The organism is Streptomyces javensis (assembly GCF_039525925.1).
GTDB lineage: Bacteria > Actinomycetota > Actinomycetes > Streptomycetales > Streptomycetaceae > Streptomyces > Streptomyces asiaticus.
Genome location: NZ_BAAAIF010000121.1, coordinates 1 through 16254, shown reverse-complemented (window position 1 = coordinate 16254; position 16254 = coordinate 1). Strand labels below are relative to the sequence as shown.

General features: G+C 72.7%; 13 protein-coding genes and 1 pseudogene. 3 read left to right on the top strand and 11 right to left on the bottom strand.

The genetic code is table 11. From position 1 onward, the window contains the following. Nucleotides 1–43: 43 nt before the first annotated feature. From ABD329_RS45815 to pdhA, 3 genes and pseudogenes are all read right to left on the bottom strand, one after another. Nucleotides 44–547 (bottom strand): annotated as a pseudogene (locus ABD329_RS45815) (biotin/lipoyl-containing protein); the annotation flags it as partial. 22 nt (nucleotides 548–569) lie between these two features. Continuing rightward, entirely contained in the window at nucleotides 570–1550 is a 981-nt protein-coding gene (locus ABD329_RS45810) for an alpha-ketoacid dehydrogenase subunit beta (RefSeq protein ID WP_037964409.1), read from the bottom strand. A gap of 1 nt (nucleotide 1551) precedes the next feature. Further along, nucleotides 1552–2718: a pyruvate dehydrogenase (acetyl-transferring) E1 component subunit alpha gene (gene pdhA / locus ABD329_RS45805; protein ID WP_198281775.1), complete on the bottom strand. Its 1167-nt coding sequence runs from the start codon at nucleotides 2716–2718 to the stop codon at nucleotides 1552–1554. A gap of 322 nt (nucleotides 2719–3040) precedes the next feature. On the opposite strand from pdhA, the gene ABD329_RS45800 reads away from it, so the two are divergent. Both ABD329_RS45800 and ABD329_RS45795 read left to right on the top strand, forming a co-directional pair. Beyond that, nucleotides 3041–3703, top strand: a complete 663-nt coding sequence (locus ABD329_RS45800; protein WP_198281774.1) for a response regulator — start codon at nucleotides 3041–3043, stop codon at nucleotides 3701–3703. Between the two features lie 504 nt (nucleotides 3704–4207). After that, entirely contained in the window at nucleotides 4208–5248 is a 1041-nt protein-coding gene (locus ABD329_RS45795; protein WP_198280929.1) for a phosphotransferase, read from the top strand. Between the two features lie 186 nt (nucleotides 5249–5434). Here the strand turns inward: ABD329_RS45795 and ABD329_RS45790 are convergent, their stop codons facing one another. Then, the gene (locus ABD329_RS45790; protein WP_198280930.1) at nucleotides 5435–7021 is read right to left on the bottom strand and encodes a protein kinase domain-containing protein; all 1587 of its coding nucleotides are present in this window, start codon (nucleotides 7019–7021) and stop codon (nucleotides 5435–5437) included. 312 nt (nucleotides 7022–7333) lie between these two features. Between ABD329_RS45790 and ABD329_RS45785 the strand changes: the two genes are divergently transcribed. Beyond that, nucleotides 7334–9004: a protein kinase domain-containing protein gene (locus ABD329_RS45785; protein ID WP_198280931.1), complete on the top strand. Its 1671-nt coding sequence runs from the start codon at nucleotides 7334–7336 to the stop codon at nucleotides 9002–9004. 123 nt (nucleotides 9005–9127) lie between these two features. Here ABD329_RS45785 and ABD329_RS45780 read toward each other — a convergent pair whose 3' ends face one another. The 7 genes from ABD329_RS45780 to ABD329_RS45750 form a co-directional block, all read right to left on the bottom strand. Continuing rightward, nucleotides 9128–9697: a bacterial proteasome activator family protein gene (locus ABD329_RS45780; RefSeq protein WP_198280932.1), complete on the bottom strand. Its 570-nt coding sequence runs from the start codon at nucleotides 9695–9697 to the stop codon at nucleotides 9128–9130. Between the two features lie 145 nt (nucleotides 9698–9842). Continuing rightward, a complete protein-coding gene (locus tag ABD329_RS45775; RefSeq protein ID WP_344318042.1) occupies nucleotides 9843–10313 on the bottom strand; it encodes a hypothetical protein in 471 nt (156 codons plus the stop codon). 203 nt (nucleotides 10314–10516) lie between these two features. Next, the gene (locus ABD329_RS45770) at nucleotides 10517–11494 is read right to left on the bottom strand and encodes an NAD(P)H-quinone oxidoreductase (protein ID WP_198281764.1); all 978 of its coding nucleotides are present in this window, start codon (nucleotides 11492–11494) and stop codon (nucleotides 10517–10519) included. Between the two features lie 10 nt (nucleotides 11495–11504). Next, nucleotides 11505–12560 (bottom strand): potassium channel family protein, encoded by a 1056-nt coding sequence (locus ABD329_RS45765; RefSeq protein WP_198281765.1) that lies wholly within the window; start codon nucleotides 12558–12560, stop codon nucleotides 11505–11507. Beyond that, a complete protein-coding gene (locus ABD329_RS45760) occupies nucleotides 12557–14239 on the bottom strand; it encodes a molybdopterin molybdotransferase MoeA (protein ID WP_425574467.1) in 1683 nt (560 codons plus the stop codon). Before ABD329_RS45760 ends, ABD329_RS45765 begins: the two co-directional genes overlap by 4 nt. 338 nt (nucleotides 14240–14577) lie before the next feature. Then, a complete protein-coding gene (locus tag ABD329_RS45755; protein ID WP_275557743.1) occupies nucleotides 14578–15405 on the bottom strand; it encodes an NTP transferase domain-containing protein in 828 nt (275 codons plus the stop codon). Nucleotides 15406–15434: 29 nt separating this feature from the next. After that, nucleotides 15435–16254: dihydrolipoamide acetyltransferase family protein (locus ABD329_RS45750; RefSeq protein ID WP_344318040.1), on the bottom strand; the 820-nt coding region annotated here is incomplete at its 5' end.

The following is a 16254-nucleotide window of genomic DNA, read 5'->3' as shown; positions in this document are numbered from 1 at the left end:
TGGAAGGCCTACCCCCCACCCCCACCTACTCCCCGCGGGCCCTGGGGGCGGGCTCCTGGGGCGCGGGCGCCCCGGCGGAGGGCGCGGGCGCGGACCGCTGCCCGCCGGGCAGCGGCTTGCGCGGGCGGCGCTTGGTGGAGGCGGGCGCCGCCCCGTAGCCGACCAGATTGGCCTGGCGGCCCTCCTTCTCCTCGGGCTCGGCCGCGGCGGCCGGCTTCTCGGCGGCGGGGGCCTCGGCGGCGGATGCCTCGGCGGCGGGGGCGGCCTGGGGCGCCGCCTCCCCCGCTCCGGGGTCGGTGTCCACCGAGATGATCGGCGTGCCCACGTCCACGGTGCTGCCCTCGTCGAAGCGCAGCTCGTGCACCACGCCGTCGAAGGGGATGGGCAGCTCGACGGCGGCCTTGGCGGTCTCGACCTCGCACACCACCTGACCGTCGGTCACGGTGTCGCCCGGCGCCACGAACCACTTGAGGATCTCGGCCTCGGTCAGCCCCTCGCCCACATCGGGCATCTTGAACTCACGGAAGCGCTGTTCGACTGCGGTCATCGTCACGATCTCCTCAAGCCCTTCAGTACGCCAACGCGCGGTCTACGGCGTCGAGCACCCGGTCCAGCCCCGGAAGGTACTCGTCCTCGAGCCGTGACGGCGGGTACGGCGAGTGGAAGCCGCCGACCCGCAGCACCGGGGCCTGGAGGTGATAGAAGCACCTCTCGGTGATGCGCGCGGCGATCTCCGATCCGGTGCCAAGGAATACCGGTGCCTCGTGGACGACGACCAGCCGCCCCGTCCGCTCCACGGAACGCTGGATCGAGTCGAAGTCGATCGGCGACATCGACCGCAGGTCCAGGACCTCGATCGACTTGCCCTCCTCGGCGGCGGCCGCGGCGGCGTCCAGGGCCACCTTCACCATCGGGCCGTAGGCCGCGAGCGTCAGATCCGCCCCCGGCCGCACCACCCGGGCGGCGTGCAGCGGACCGGGGATCGCGGCGGTGTCCACCTCGGACTTGTCGTGGTAGCGGCGCTTGGGCTCGAAGTAGATCACCGGGTCATCGCTGTCGATGGCCTGCTGGAGCATCCAGTAGGCGTCGGAGGCGTTGGCCGGTGAGACCACCTTCAGACCCGCCACATGCGCGAACAGCGCCTCCGGCGACTCGCTGTGGTGCTCCACCGCGCCGATGCCGCCGCCGTACGGGATGCGGACGACGACCGGCAGCTTGACCTTGCCGAGCGAGCGTGCGTGCATCTTGGCGAGCTGGGTGACGATCTGGTCGTAGGCGGGAAAGACGAAACCGTCGAACTGGATCTCCACCACCGGGCGGTAGCCGCGCAGCGCGAGCCCGATCGCGGTGCCCACGATGCCGGACTCGGCGAGCGGGGTGTCGATGACCCGGTCCTCGCCGAAGTCCTTCTGGAGCCCGTCGGTGACGCGGAAGACGCCCCCCAGCTTGCCGACGTCCTCGCCCATGATCAGGACCTTGGGGTCGGTCTCGAGGGCCGTCCGCAGGGACGCGTTGATCGCCTTGGAGAGCGACATCTTCTCGGCGGCCATGTCAGATGCCTTCCTCAGCGGTGACGAACGAAGCCTGGTACTCGGCGAACTGCGCCCGCTCCTCGTCGACGAGTGCGTGCCCGTCGGCGTAGATGTGCTCGAACATCGCCATGTCCTCGGGGTCGGGCATGGCCCGTACCGCGTCCCGGACCCGCTTGGCCAGCGCGTCGCTCTCCTCCTCGAGGTCGGCGAAGTACGCGTCGTCGGCCAGGCCCTCGCGGGTCAGCAGGGTGCGCAGCCGCAGGATCGGGTCCTTGGTCTCCCACAGCTCCCGCTCCTCGGGCGAGCGGTAGCGCGTGGGGTCGTCGGAGGTGGTGTGGGCGCCCATCCGGTAGGTGAACGCCTCGATGAGCATCGGGCCCTGCCCGGTGCGCGCCCGCTCCAGCGCGGCCTTGGTGACGGCCAGACAGGCGAGCACGTCATTACCGTCCACCCGCACCCCGGGGAAGCCGAAGCCCTGGGCCCGCTGGTAGAGCGGCACCCGGGTCTGCTTCTCGGTGGGCTCGGAGATGGCCCACTGGTTGTTCTGGCAGAAGAAGACGACCGGGGCGTTGTAGACCGCGGAGAAGGTGAACGATTCGGCGACATCGCCCTGGCTGGAGGCGCCGTCGCCGAAGTAGGCCAGGACCGCGGCGTCCGCGCCGTCCTTGGCCACGCCCATCGCGTAGCCGGTCGCGTGCAGCGTCTGCGAGCCGATCACGATGGTGTACAGGTGGAAGTTGTTGCTGTTCGGGTCCCAGCCGCCGTGGTTCACCCCACGGAACATCCCCAGCAGATTGGTCGGGTCGACGCCCCGGCACCACGCCACCCCGTGCTCGCGGTAGGTGGGGAAGACGTAGTCGGCGTCGTTCAGCGCCCGGCCGGAGCCGATCTGCGCCGCCTCCTGGCCGAGCAGCGAGGCCCACAGGCCCAGTTCGCCCTGGCGCTGGAGGGTGGTGGCCTCGGCGTCGAACCGCCGTGTCAGCACCATGTCCCGGTACAGACCGCGCAGCTCCTCCGGGGTGGGGTCGATGGCGTACTCGGGGTGCTCGACACGCTCGCCCTCGGGGGTCAGCAGCTGTACGAGTTCGGTCTGGCCCGCAGGCTGCTTCTTGGTGTCCCGCGCGGTGGTGCTGCGCTTGGCTCCGCTGCGGCGCGGCTTGCGCGCGGCAGTGCTCTCCACGGTCACGTGTGCTCCTCCGTCTGTCCGGCCTCCGGGATCCGCCGGCGGCCAGTTGCGGCTCGCCCGTTCCGCCACGGCGCACGGGGTGGGTGCGCCGGAGCATGACCGGGCGTGACAGGTTCCCGGCGGCTGGCCCTGCACAAGGCACGTTACCCAGTGGCTCGCATGTCTGCGAAACCCCACCTGACCTGCAATTTTGCTTGGATTTCCAAGTAAATCGCGCGGGTGGGGAAACTTCCACTGGTCACAGCCCCGCAGGCCGCCGGACAAGCGCACGGTATCCCGCTGGGCAACGACGCGGGAAGACTTCGTGTGTGAGACTGGATCCGTGCGCGAAGAAGGAAAAATAGGGATTTTCCTGGTCGACGACCATGAAGTCGTCCGACGCGGCGTACGAGACCTGCTCGCGCGCGAGCCGGACATGGAGGTGGTCGGCGAGGCGGGCACCGCGGCCGACGCGCTGGCGCGGATCCCGGCCGCCCGCCCGGACGTCGCCGTCCTGGACATCCGGCTGCCCGACCGCAGCGGGGTCGAGGTCTGCCGGGAGATCCGCACCCGGTACGAGAGCGTCCGCTGCATGATCCTCACCTCCTTCGCCGACGACGAGGCGCTCTTCGACGCCATCATCGCGGGCGCCTCCGGCTATGTCCTGAAGGACATCCGCGGCGCCGAACTGCTCGCCGCGGTCCGTGACGTGGCCGCGGGCCGGTCACTGCTCGACCCGGTGGCCACCGCCCGGGTGCTGGAGCGGCTGCGCGGCCAGACCGCCGCCCAGCCGGACGACCAGCTCGCCGCCCTCACCGAGCAGGAGCGCCGGATCCTGCTGCTGATCGGGGAGGGGCTCACCAATCGGGCGATCGGCGAGCGGCTGCATCTCGCCGAGAAGACGATCAAGAACTATGTCTCCAGCCTGCTCTCCAAGCTGGGCATGGAACGCCGCTCGCAGGCGGCGGCGTACGTCGCCCGGATGCAGGCGACGCAGAAGCGCTAGCGCTGGCGTTGGCGCTGGCGGGGCCGGGGGCAGTGCTTCGGGGCCTCGCTGCCCCCACGCACGGGCAGAGACGCGTCGCAGCCCCGGAAGCGCGCTGCCCCCTGGTCGGAGCCGCGGACACAGCCCCGGAAGCGCTGCCCCCTGTCGGAGCCGCGGCGCAGCCCCAGGCCCGGCGTCTGGGGCGAAGCCCCGCGTCCCGGGGCCGGGGCCCGGGGCCAAGCCTCACGTCCGGGGGCTGGGACAGAGCCCCGCGCCCGAGGCCCGGACAGAGCCCCGCGTCCGGGGCCCGGGGCACGAGCCCCGCGTCCGGGGCCCGGGGCACGAGCCCCGCGTCCGGGGGCTGGGGCGGAGCCCCAGTTACGGGAAGGGGCGGGGAGGGGAAACAACCCGCCGCAGGCGCCCAGGAGGCGTCGCCCCGCCCCGGTCAACCGGCCGTGCCCCAGGACGCCGTACCCCATCTCGGCGGGCGCTGACGACGATGTCCGGTGATCTAACATCTGGCAGGTGCCGCGCTCACATGTACGCTCCGCCGAGGCCGCTCCCGACGGGGAAACCCTGAGCGCCCTGCTCCGCCGCTATGACACCGCCGGTGAGGCCGTCTCCTGCGAACCGCTCACCCAGGGGCTGCTCAACCGGGGCTACCGCCTCGCCACCACCCGCGGCCGGTTCTTCCTCAAACACCACCTCGACGGCGACCGCACCGCCATCGCCCGCCAGCACCGCGTCACCCAGCGGCTGGAGGCGCTCGGAGTGCCCGTCGCCCCGCCGGTCCCGGACGCCGACGGCCGTACGGTCGCGGTCATCGGCGGCCGCTGCTACGCGTTACACCCCTGGATCGACGGGCGGCACCGCGACGGCGGTGAGCTGACCGCCCCGCAGTGCTGGCGGCTGGGCGGCCTGCTCGGGCTCGTCCACACCTGTCTGGAGCGCGTCATGCGGGCCCGTACGGGCGACCGCAGACCGCCCGTGGAGGCCGCCGCCGACCCCGAGGACACCTTCGCCGTCATCGACGAGCTGCTCACGCTGGTCCGGGGGCGCCGGAACCGCGACAGCTTCGACGAGCTCGCCGAGCACCGGCTGGTCGAGCGGCGGACGCTGGTGGAGCGGCATGCCCACCGCCGCCCGGAGGCGGACGCGGTACCGGTCGCCGGCTGGGTGCACGGCGACTTCCACCCGCTGAACCTGCTCTACCGCGACACGGAACCGGCCGCCATCGTCGACTGGGACCGGCTCGGGGTGCAGCCGCGCGCCGAGGAGGCGGTCCGGGCCGCCGCGATCTTCTTCGTACGGCCCGACGGCACCCTGGAGCTCACCAAGGTGCGCTCCTACGCGCGGGCGTACCGCTGCGCGGCGGGGGCCGGAACCTCCGAGATGGCCGCGGCCGTGCACCGGGTGTGGTGGGAGCGGCTCAACGACTTCTGGATGCTGCGCTGGCGCTACCAGCGCGGGGACCGGCGCGCCGATCCACAGTTCCCGGCGGCCGCCGCGCTGGTGGTGTGGTGGACCCGGGAGTACGACGCGGTCCGCGACGCCTTCTGCGGGTGACGAGGGCGCCTTCTGCGGGTGACGTGGGCTCCACCTGCGGGTGACGAGGGCGCCGCGGGGGCGCCCCGACCGTCCAAGAGGTGACCGGGGGGCCGCCGTGGCGCGCCCCCGGCCGTCAAGGCCGTGGCGCGCCCCCGGCCGTCAAGGGGTGACGGAGACGCCGTGGACGTGGCGCCTCCCCAGCCGTCAGGGGGTGCCGGCGGCGCCACCGTCCGTGGCGCCCGCCGTGCCACCGGTGGGCTCGGTGGTACCCGGGTCGGTCTCCGGGTCCGTCGGCTGGGTGGTCTCCTGGCCGCCGCCCGGAGTGGTCTCCTCGCCGGTCGGCTCGCCGGTGCCCGGGTCCGTCTCCGGATCCGTCGGCTCGTCCGTGGGGTCGTCCTGGTACGTCGGCGTCGGCTCCCCGGTCGGGGTGTAGTCGCTGCCCGTGTCCCCGGAGGTGGCGTCCTCGTCGCTCGGGGCCGTCTCGTCGTTCGAGTTGTCGCTCGGCTTGTCGGTCGGCTTGTCCGTCTTCTCCTGGGTGACCGACGTCTGGTGCTTGTTCGGCTGCTTCCCGCCGCCCTTGTCGCCGAGATTGAGGGCGAAGGCGACCCCCGCCGCGACCGCGATCACCGCGAGCACGGCGATCAGCCACATCCTGCCGCGGCCCTTACCGCGGCCGGAACCGCCGTGGTAGCCGCCGCCACCGCCGCCGGGGCCGGTGACGATCGGCTGCTGGGAGGTCTCGCCGTGGCCCGGGTGCGGCAGCGCGGTGGTGGCCCCGACGCCCGGCATGCCCATGGCGGGGGTGGCGGCACCCAGGTGCTGGGTGACCGGGCCGGTGTTCCACATGCCGGTGTGGCCGCCGGCCTCGTGGAGCATCTGGAGCGCGTACTGGACCAGTCCGCGCATCTCCTCGGCGCTCTGGAACCGGTCGTCCGGGTCCTTGGCGAGGGAGCGCATGACCAGGCCGTCCAGCTCCGGCGGCACGGTGCCGGAGGTCTCCGACGGGGGCACCGGGGTGTCCTGGACGTGCTGGTACACCACCGACAGCGGGGTCTCCCCGGTGAACGGCGGGCGCAGCGCCAGCAACTCGTAGAGCAGGCAGCCGGTGGCGTAGAGGTCGGAGCGGTGGTCCACGGCCTTGCCGAGGGCCTGCTCCGGCGAGAGGTACTGCGGTGTGCCCATGACCATGCCGGTCTGGGTCATGGTGGACTGCGCGCCGTGCAGGGCGCGGGCGATGCCGAAGTCCATGACCTTGACCGCGCCGCTGTGGGTGATGATCACGTTGGCGGGCTTGATGTCACGGTGCACGATGCCGTGCTGATGGCTGTAGGCGAGCGCCTCCAGCACCCCGGAGACGATGATCAGCGCCTGGTCCGGCGGCGGGGCCTCGGCGTTGAGCAGCAGATCGCGGATGGTCCGGCCCTCGACCAGCTCCATGACGATGTACGGCACGGTGTTCTGGCCGACGGTGTCCTCGCCGGAGTCGTAGACCGCCACCACGGCGTGGTGGTTCAGCCCGGCCACGGACTGTGCCTCGCGGGTGAAGCGGGCCTTGGACACCGGGTCCTCGGCCAGGTCGGCGCGGAGCAGTTTCACCGCGACGGTACGGCCGAGCCGGAGGTCCTCAGCGGCGAACACCTCCGCCATACCGCCGCGGCCGAGTCGGCTGGTAAGCCGATATCGGCCATCGCCGACAAGTCCTCCATTACCCCACACCTCGGGTGTATCCGGCATTCCGGACCCGCTGGCGTCAGGTTCGGAGGGCCCCTGGGCGCTCTGGGTCTGTGCCATCGGTCCTCGCCGTCTCGTTCTCGGTGGGGGTGGGGTCGAGATCGCCCCGCCCACGGGCGGTACGGTTCCCGCTAGGCACGCTACAGCCTTCGCGCCGTGTATCGGTTGGTGATGGACCGGCCATCAAACCTGTTGACGGTGAAGCGATGCAAATCGCGTGACGGGTTCTTGCGCATCCGGTCACGGAACGGGCAACGCGGCTTGACGTGTCCGTGGCCTGGGGCAGACTTGGCCACGATATCCAGAACATCAAGATCAATGCGTCGAAACGTGCGCGTCAGAGCAGTGAGTGCGCCGAGGGGGAAGTACGAAATGAGCCAGTACGGCGCATCGGGCAGGTATCAAGGCCACTCTCTGGCGAACGGCCGGTATCAGCTGCGTGACCTGTTGGGCGAGGGCGGCATGGCCTCCGTTCACCTGGCCTACGACACCGTGCTGGACCGCCAGGTCGCGATCAAGACCCTCCACACCGAGCTGGGCCGCGAGCAGTCCTTCCGCGAGCGGTTCCGCCGCGAGGCCCAGGCGGTGGCGAAGCTCACGCACACCAATATCGTCTCGGTCTTCGACACCGGCGAGGACTCGATCGACGGCTCGCTGATGCCGTACATCGTGATGGAGTACGTCGAGGGTCACCCGCTGCGCTCGGTTCTGGACGTCGATGTCCGGCAATACGGCGCGATGCCGACCGAAAAGGCACTGAAGATCACCAGCGATGTGCTGGCGGCGCTGGAAATCAGCCATGAGATGGGGCTGGTCCACCGCGACATCAAGCCGGGTAACGTGATGATGACCAAGCGTAATGTGGTCAAAGTCATGGACTTCGGCATCGCCCGCGCCATGCAGTCCGGGGTCACCTCCATGACCCAGACCGGCATGGTCGTCGGCACCCCGCAGTACCTCTCGCCCGAGCAGGCGCTGGGCCGCGGCGTGGACGCCCGCAGCGACCTGTACTCGGTCGGCATCATGCTCTTCGAGCTGCTGACCGGCCGACTGCCCTTCGACGCGGACTCTCCGCTGGCCATCGCGTACGCGCACGTCCAGGAGGAGCCGGTCGCGCCCTCCTCGATCAACCAGTCCATTCCCCCGGCGGTGGACGCGCTGGTCGCCCGCGCCCTGAAGAAGAACCCGAACGAGCGCTTCCCGACCGCCGAGGCCATGCGCGACGAATGCGCACGAGTCGCCCGTACCGGGCAGACCGGCGCCTCCCCCATCATCATCAGCGGTGGCCCCCCGGCCCGCAGCGGCGCCGGTGTCGGCTCGGCGGTCTTCCCGCCGATCGACCAGCAGACGCCCGCGCCCGGCCCCGGCAGCGTCCAGACGCCGTACCAGCCGCAGCACTCCCCCGGGCAGTTCGGCGCCTTCGGCCCGTCCACCCCGCCGCCCCCGGTCGGCCAGGCGCCGTCCACGACGCCGCTGGGGCAGGCGGGCTACCAGACCCCGACGCCGTCGTACCAGGGCCCCAGCACCCCACCGCCGTACAACATCTCGCCCTCGACGCCGTCCGGGAGCGGGGGCGGCCGGGGCAACAAGGGCGTGATCATAGGCTCGGCCGTCGTCGCGGCGATCGCGGTGGTCGCCGTGATCCTGGTCATCGCGCTCAGCGGCGACGGCGGCGGCTCCAAGGACGAGAGCAAGGGGGGCAGTGGCGGTGGCGGCGGCAAGGCGTCGCCGACAGCCCCCGACAAGGGCTCGGGCTTCCGCATGGGCGACAAGACCAAGACCATCGAGACGAAGAAGTGCACCGACGCGTACGAGGACACGGACGAGAAGGGCTCGTACTCGGTGCCCGACTTCCAGAACCTCTACATCGACTCGGTGAAGAAGTGCATCCGCGCGGCGGGCTGGAAGTACCGCGTGGTGCCCCAGGACGAGAATCTGTGGGGCAAGGGCACCGTCCTCAATTACACGTACCGGAACTACGAGCCGTACAACCCCAAGACGGACACCATCGAGCTGACCGTCTCCACCGGCAACCCGGGGTAAGGGCGGCGGCGGCCCCCACCCCGCCACCGGCACATGACGACGCCGCGGGCCTCATCGGAAGGTGAGGCCCGCGGCGTCGTTCCGTCGTGTCCGGCCCGGTCCGGTCGGGGAGCGGCTCAGCGGCTAGAGGTACGGCCCCGAGCGGGCGCCGCCCGGTTTGGGCATGTCCTCGTCCTCCTCGCCCCCGCCGATCCCCGGCGGCAGCGCCCTGCGCATCTGCTCCAGCTGGGCGCGCGCCGCCATCTGCTGGGCGAACAGGGTGGTCTGGATGCCGTGGAACAGCCCCTCCAGCCAGCCGACCAACTGAGCCTGGGCGATGCGCAGTTCCGCCTCGGTGGGCACCGCCTCGTCCGTGAAGGGCAGCGACAGCCGCTCCAGCTCCCCGATCAGCTCGGGCGCCAGCCCGTCCTCCAGCTCCTTCACCGAGCTGGAGTGGATCTCCTTGAGCCGGACCCGGCTGGCCTCGTCCAGAGGCGCGGCGCGGACCTCCTCCAGCAGCTGCTTGATCATGCTGCCGATCCGCATGACCTTCGCCGGCTGTTCGACCATGTCCGTCACGGGAACCTCGCGCGACTCGTCGTCACCACTGCCCTCGCCAGAAGCAGGAGCGACGCCGCCGAGTGCCATGCCGTCCGGACCGACGACCAGGACGTGCGGGCTCTCCTGCGCTCGTTCGTTCATCGGCTGGTTCATACCCCCATTGTTCCGCACCGGCACCCGGTACGGCGGGCGAGGGTCGACGATTCGCGGCGATCACCGGCGACGGCCGTCAGCGGCGGCGTCAGATCAGTGGCGGCGACCGGTGGCGGTGATCAGTGGCGGTCGTCAGTGGCGGTCGTCAGCGACGGCGCAGCCGCAGACCGAAGAACGCCAGGCCGAGGCCGAGACCGGTGAGCGCGAGACCGGTACCCAGCGGCAGCACCCGCATCGCCCGCGCGCTGGGCTCGGCGGCGGTTCGCTGAGCACCGTAAGGCTGTCCGGACGGGAGCGATTCGCGCGCCTGGTGCCGGTCCGGCCGCTGCGGGACGGGGAGGGAGGACGGGGTCCACTCGGGCACCACCGAGAACCGCCCGGTGCCCTCGTCGTCCCCGGTGTCGCGGGAGGGGTCCCCGTCCGGCGACGAGGGGGTCGGCGTCCCGGTGCGGCCGGGGTGGGCACGACCCTCGCCCGCGCGGGTGCCCGCCAGCCCGCCGCCGTCGTCGGCGGCGGCCGGGGCGGGGGGCGTGGCGGACGCGGCGGGGGCCGCGGCCAGGGCGGTGCCCGCCAGCAGGGCCGCCGCGGGGAGTGTGCGAAGCGTCGCAGGGTTCACGGTGGTCACCCTCCCGTGCCGAACCGTTGCGTAACGGGAACAGCCTCACATGAGGGGAGTTACCGGGCATCCTGAACGCCGCCGTACGGACCGCGACGCGACCGTACGGACCGCGACGCGACCGTAAGGCCGTGGCGCCCGCCGTAAGGATCGCGGCGGCACCGTAAGGATCGCGGCGGCACCGCCGTACGGGCCCGTGGTGCTCAGGTCGTCAGGAGGATCTTGCCCACATGCGCGCTGGACTCCAACAGCCGGTGGGCCTCCGGGGCCTCCCGCATCGGGACGGTGCTGTGCACGATCGGACGGACCCGTCCGCTGCCGATCAGCGGCCAGACATGCTCCCGTACCGCCGCGATGATCGCCGACTTCTGCGCCAGCGAGCGGCCCCGCAGCCCGGTGGCCGTCACGGCCGCGCTCTTGGAGAGCAGGGTGGCCAGGTTCAGCTCGGCCTTCACCCCGCCCTGGAGCCCGATGATCGCCAGCCGCCCGTTGAGGGCGAGCGCCTCCAGATTCCGGGCCAGGTACTTCGCGCCGACGATGTCCAGGATGACGTCCGCGCCCGCGCCGTCGGTGGCCCGGCGGATCTCCTCGACGAAGTCCTGCTCGCGGTAGTCGATGAGGATGTCGGCGCCGAGCTCCTGGCAGGCGGCCAGCTTCTCCGGACCGCCCGCGGTCACCGCGACCCGCGCCCCGACCGCCTTGGCGAGCTGGATCGCCATGGTGCCGATACCGCTCGATCCGCCGTGCGCCAACAGCGTCTCGCCCGGCCGGAGATGGGAGATCATGAAGACGTTGGACCAGACGGTGGCGGTCACTTCGGGCAGCGCCGCGGCCGTGACCAGGTCCACGCCATCGGGAAGGGGCAGCAGTTGGCCCGAGGGAACCGCCACCTTCTCGGCGTATCCACCGCCCGCGAGCAGGGCGCACACCTCGTCGCCCACCGCCCAGCCGGTGACGCCGGGGCCGAGCGCCGAGATCCGGCCCGAGCACTCGAGACCGGCGTAGGGCGAGGCTCCGGGCGGCGGCGGATAGTGGCCCTGGCGCTGGAGCACATCCGCGCGATTGACGCCGGCGGCCGCCACGTCGACCAGGACCTCGCCCTCACCGGGCACGGGATCGGGGACCTCCGCCCATACCAGGGCTTCGGGGCCACCGGGTTCGGGAATCGTGATCGCATGCATGGGCGCGAGGCTACTCCTGGACCATCGGCGCGCGAACGATTGTGATCAAGCGGTCGGCCGCCTGCAACGGGCTGGCGTCGGGATCGTCGTACGCGAGGAGGCGATGGCCGCGCAGCACGGACACCACGAGGTCCTCCGTGTCCCGCACCGACTTGCCCACCTCGGCCTTCACCACCGTGCGCTCCACCAGGTCCAGTCCCGTGCCCTGCTGGATCAGATCCTCGATCACCGCACCGGCCGTCGGGCTCTGCACGCTCATGCCCAGCAGACGGCCCGCCGCGCTGGCGCTCGTGATCACCGCGTCGGCCCCGGACTGGCGCAGCAGCGGCGCGTTCTCCTCCTCGCGCACCGCCGCCACGATGTTGGCGCCCCGGTTGAGCTGCCGGGCCGTCAGCGTGACCAGGACGGCGGTGTCATCGCGCTGGGTGGCGATCACGAACTGGCGGGCGCGCTGCGCCTCCGCCCGCAGCAGCACATCGCTGCGGGTCGCGTCGCCGACCACCCCCGCGAACCCCTCCGCGTTCGCCGCCTCGATCACCTTGTGGTTGGGGTCCACCACGACCACCCGGTTCTTGGGCAGCCCCGTCGCGCAAAGGGTCTCCACCGCGGACCGCCCCTTCGTGCCGAAGCCCACGACGACGGTGTGATCACGCAACGCTGACCTCCAGCGGTTCAGGCGGTACTGCTCGCGGGTGCGCTCGGCCAGGACTTCCAGGGTGGTGCCGACCAGGATGATCAGAAAGAGCACGCGCAGCGGCGTGACCAGCAGGATGTTACTGAGCCGCGCGCTGTCGCTGTACGGCACGATGTCGCCGTATCCGGTCGTGGACAGCGTGACGGTCGAGTAGTAGACGGAGTCGAGGAAGTCGACCTGCTCGTCGGCGTTGTCGTGGTAGCCGGCGCGGTCGACGTACACGATGGCCACCGTCAGCACCAGCACCAGCAGCGCCAGCAGCAACCGGCGGGCGACCTGGCGCAGCGGGCCCGCGGGGAAGTCGGGCAGATGGACGCGGTGGCCGCCGTCCCCGGGGGCGCGGGCGGCCGCGTCATGGCTGGGCAGCTTCACGCCGGGCCCTCCTGGGGGGATATGTCCTCACCGTCGGTCGCCCGGGCCGTGCGTGGGCGCGCTTGGTCCGTGCGCTGACGCGCTTGGGCCGTGCGCTGACGCGCTTCCTGGTCGGTGCGTTGCGGCGCCTGTCCGGTGCGTTGGCCCGCCTGGTCGGTGCGTTGGCCCGCCTGGCCCGCCTGGTCCGTGTGGCTCGGTTGCTCTGTCGCGCTCGCCGACCACGGGAGATCCAGTACGTCGACCTCCGTGCCGCGCTTCGCCCCGCCGGGCGGGATCACGGCGAGGCCGTCGGCCGCCGCGATGCCGCGCAGCATCGCCGGCCCGTTGAAGCGCAACGGCACCGCCGCCTCCTGCCGGAAGGCCACGGGGACCAGCCGGGTGTCCCGCGGATGCCCCTGCACGGCCTCGGCCAGCGGGGCCGGGCCGGGGTCCGGGGCCGGGCGGCCCGTCATCGTCCGCAGCAGCGGCTCCGCGAGGGTGAGCAGACCGGATACCGCCGCGAGCGGATTGCCCGGGAGCCCCACCAGATGCCGGGCGGGGCGGGCCGGGCGTTCGGGGGGCTCGGTGTTCTCGGGATCTCCCTGGTTCGTGGAGGTTTCGCGGGCGAGGCGGGCCAGCAGCATCGGGTGGCCGGGGCGCACCGCCACGCCGTCCACCAGCAGTTCGGCGCCCAGGCGGCGCAGGGTGGGGTGGACATGGTCCAAGGGGCCCGCGGCCGTGCCCCCGGTCGTCACGACGACGTCGGCGGTCGACTCGGCCACCGCCGCGTGGACCACATCCGCCTCGTCGGCCAGCCGCCGGGTGCCCATGACCTCGGCGCCGAGCGCCCGCAGCCACGGCCCGACCATCGGCCCCAGCGCGTCCCGGATGCGGCCGTCGTGCGGCAGCCCCTCGGTGAGCAGTTCGTCGCCGAGGACCAGCACCTCGACGCGCGGCCTGCGCACCGTCGGCAGTTCGTCGTACCCGGCCGCGGCGGCCAGGCCGAGGACGGCGGGGGTGACCAGGGTCCCGGCGGGCAGCAGCTGATCGCCGCTGCGGCACTCCTGGCCGCGGGTGCGGATGTCCTGGCCGAGGACGACGGGGTGGGCGGGGGACGCGTGCAACCAGCCGTCGCCCGCGTCGGTGCCGTACTCGCTGCGCAGTACGGCGGTGGCACCGGGCGGGACGCGGGCGCCGGTGGCGATGCGGACCGCGTGGCCGTCGGGGAGGGGGGCCATCTCGCCGTGTCCGGCGAGGATGCCGGGGTGGTCCTGGCCCTTCGCACCGGTCGGCAGCCGCCAGGGGCCGGGGCCCGAGAGCGCCCAGCCGTCCATGGCGGAGGTGTCGAAGGGCGGCAGATCGGTGAGCGCGGCGAGCGGCGCGGCCAGGACCTGGCCGAGAGCATCGGACAGCGGCCGCATCACCGGGGTGGTGTGGGCGGCCTCCTTGACGGCGGCGCGGGCGGCGATGGCGCGGGCGTCGGGCCAGGAGGTGGGGCTGCGGTGCGGTGCGTTCATGGAGGGATGCGGGTGGGGTGTGGATGCGCCGGGGGTGCGTTTCGGGTGCGGGGTCGGGGCCTGTCGGGCGGGGGCCCTGGACCGCGTGTCTTTGCCGCCAGTGCCCTCCGACCTCGGACTACCCGAAGATCGGCTCCTCGAATACACCTCTGGCCTTCGGCGTACGTGGCCCTGGGCGTCCAGGACCGCCGTAGGCTCTTCCGCTGCCTCCCTTGCCAGGTCGAGCGCGGTCTCGACCCAGTCCGTCCGGGCCGGGCCGCCGTCGGTGTGGTCGGTCTCGCGGGGGCCGCCGAGCTCGTGGGTGCCGCCGGGCTCGCGGGGGCCGCCGGTGTCGTCGGGGCCTCGCTCGCGGGCGGGTTGGGCCGGGCGGCCGTTGGCCAGGCTGAGGGCGGCGTCGGCCCAGTCCTCCACCGATTCCGTTCCGGGCGGCTCCGGGCCCTGCGGCGGCGATTCATTGGCCAGCGCCAGCGCCTCGTCGACCTCGCGGTCGAGCGGGTCCCCGTCCCGGGGGTGGCGAGGTGTCACTGCTCCTCGGCCCAACGCGCCGCCAGCGCCGCGGCCTTCTCGGTGGCGGCGGCCAGCGCCTCCGGACCACCGCCCTTCTGGGCCGCGGCGTAGCCGACGAGAAAGGTGGTCAGGGGGGCGGCGGGCCGGGCGACGCCATGTGCGGCGTCACGGGCCAGATCGAGTAGGGCCGCGGTGTCGACATCCAGGTCGATCCCGAGCTCGGCCTTGACTGCGGCAATCCATTCGTCCAACACGTTTCCATGCTCCCTGATGCGCGCTCGAGCCGTGGTGATGTCTTCCCAGGTGTCGCAGTCGAATGACGCGGTGGGGTGCCGGAGGCGGGCCAGGGCCAGCTCGGAGACGAGGAGGCGGAGGGGCAGCCCGCCGAGGCCGCCGTGTTCGGTGGCGAGGAGGGCGATCTCGCGGCGCAGCGGCTCGGCGCGGTAGGCGGCGACAAGGGGCTGCTCACGGCCGTCGGGGTCGATGAGCACGGCCCCTTCGGCGCCCTGGAGACCGGTGAGGAGGGTCTCGACGGTCTCGTGGGTGAGGAAGGGCAGATCGGCGGAGAGGACGAGGACGACCGGAGCCGTGGTCTGCCGGATGCCCGCGTCGACGGCCGCGACCGGACCGCCGCCGGGGGGCTCCTCCCGGGCCCACCGCACCGGCCGCGCCGTGGGCCTGCGCGGGCCGACGACGACGGTCCGCCCGGCGCCGCGGCATGCGTCCAGCACCCGGTCGAGCAGGGCTCGCCCGCCCACCCGCAGCGCGGGCTTGTCCACCCCACCGAGCCGCCGAGCGGCGCCCCCGGCCAGGATCACTGCGTCATACGCACCTGGAGTCACCCCATGAGTATGGCGCCGCCGGGCATCCGCTACAGCCGCCGCAGCAACACCATGGGCTGCTCCACGCAGTCGGCCACGAACCGCAGGAATCCACCGGCGGTGCCCCCGTCGCACACCCGGTGGTCGAAGGTGAACGACAGCTGCACCACCTGGCGCACCGCCAGCTCCCCCTGGTGCACCCAGGGCTTCGGGGCGATCCGCCCGACCCCGAGCATCGCCGCCTCGGGGTGGTTGATGATCGGCGTCGAGCCGTCGACCCCGAACACCCCGTAGTTGTTCAGGGTGAAGGTGGATCCGGTGAGCTGCGCGGGGGCGAGGGTCCCGGTCCGCGCGGCCTCGGTCAGTCGGGCGATCTCCTCGGAGAGCCCCTCTATGGTCCGAGTGTGGGCGTCGCGCACCACCGGGACCACCAGACCCCGGTCCGTCTGGGCCGCGAAGCCGAGGTGGACGCCGGGGAGCCGGATGATCTCCCGGCCCTCCATGTCCACCGTGGCGTTGAGCTCGGGGAAGCGCGCGAGGGCCGCCGTGCAGATACGGGCCAGGAGGGCGAGCACGGAGACCTTGGCCTCGCCCGCGGCGTTCATCGCGGCGCGGGCGGCGAGCAGTTCGGTCGCGTCGGCGTCCACCCAGCAGGTCGCGTCGGGGATCTCGCGCCGGCTGCGCGCGAGCTTGTCGGCCACGGCGCCCCGCACCCCTCGCAGCGGCACCCGCTCCCCCACCGGGGCGGGGCCCGCGGAGGCGGGCGCGGGCGCTACGGGCGCGGATGCGGCGGGCGCGGGAGCGGCAGACGCGGGCGCTACGGGCGCGGATGCGGCGGGCGCGGGAGCGGCAGACGCGGGCGCTACGGGC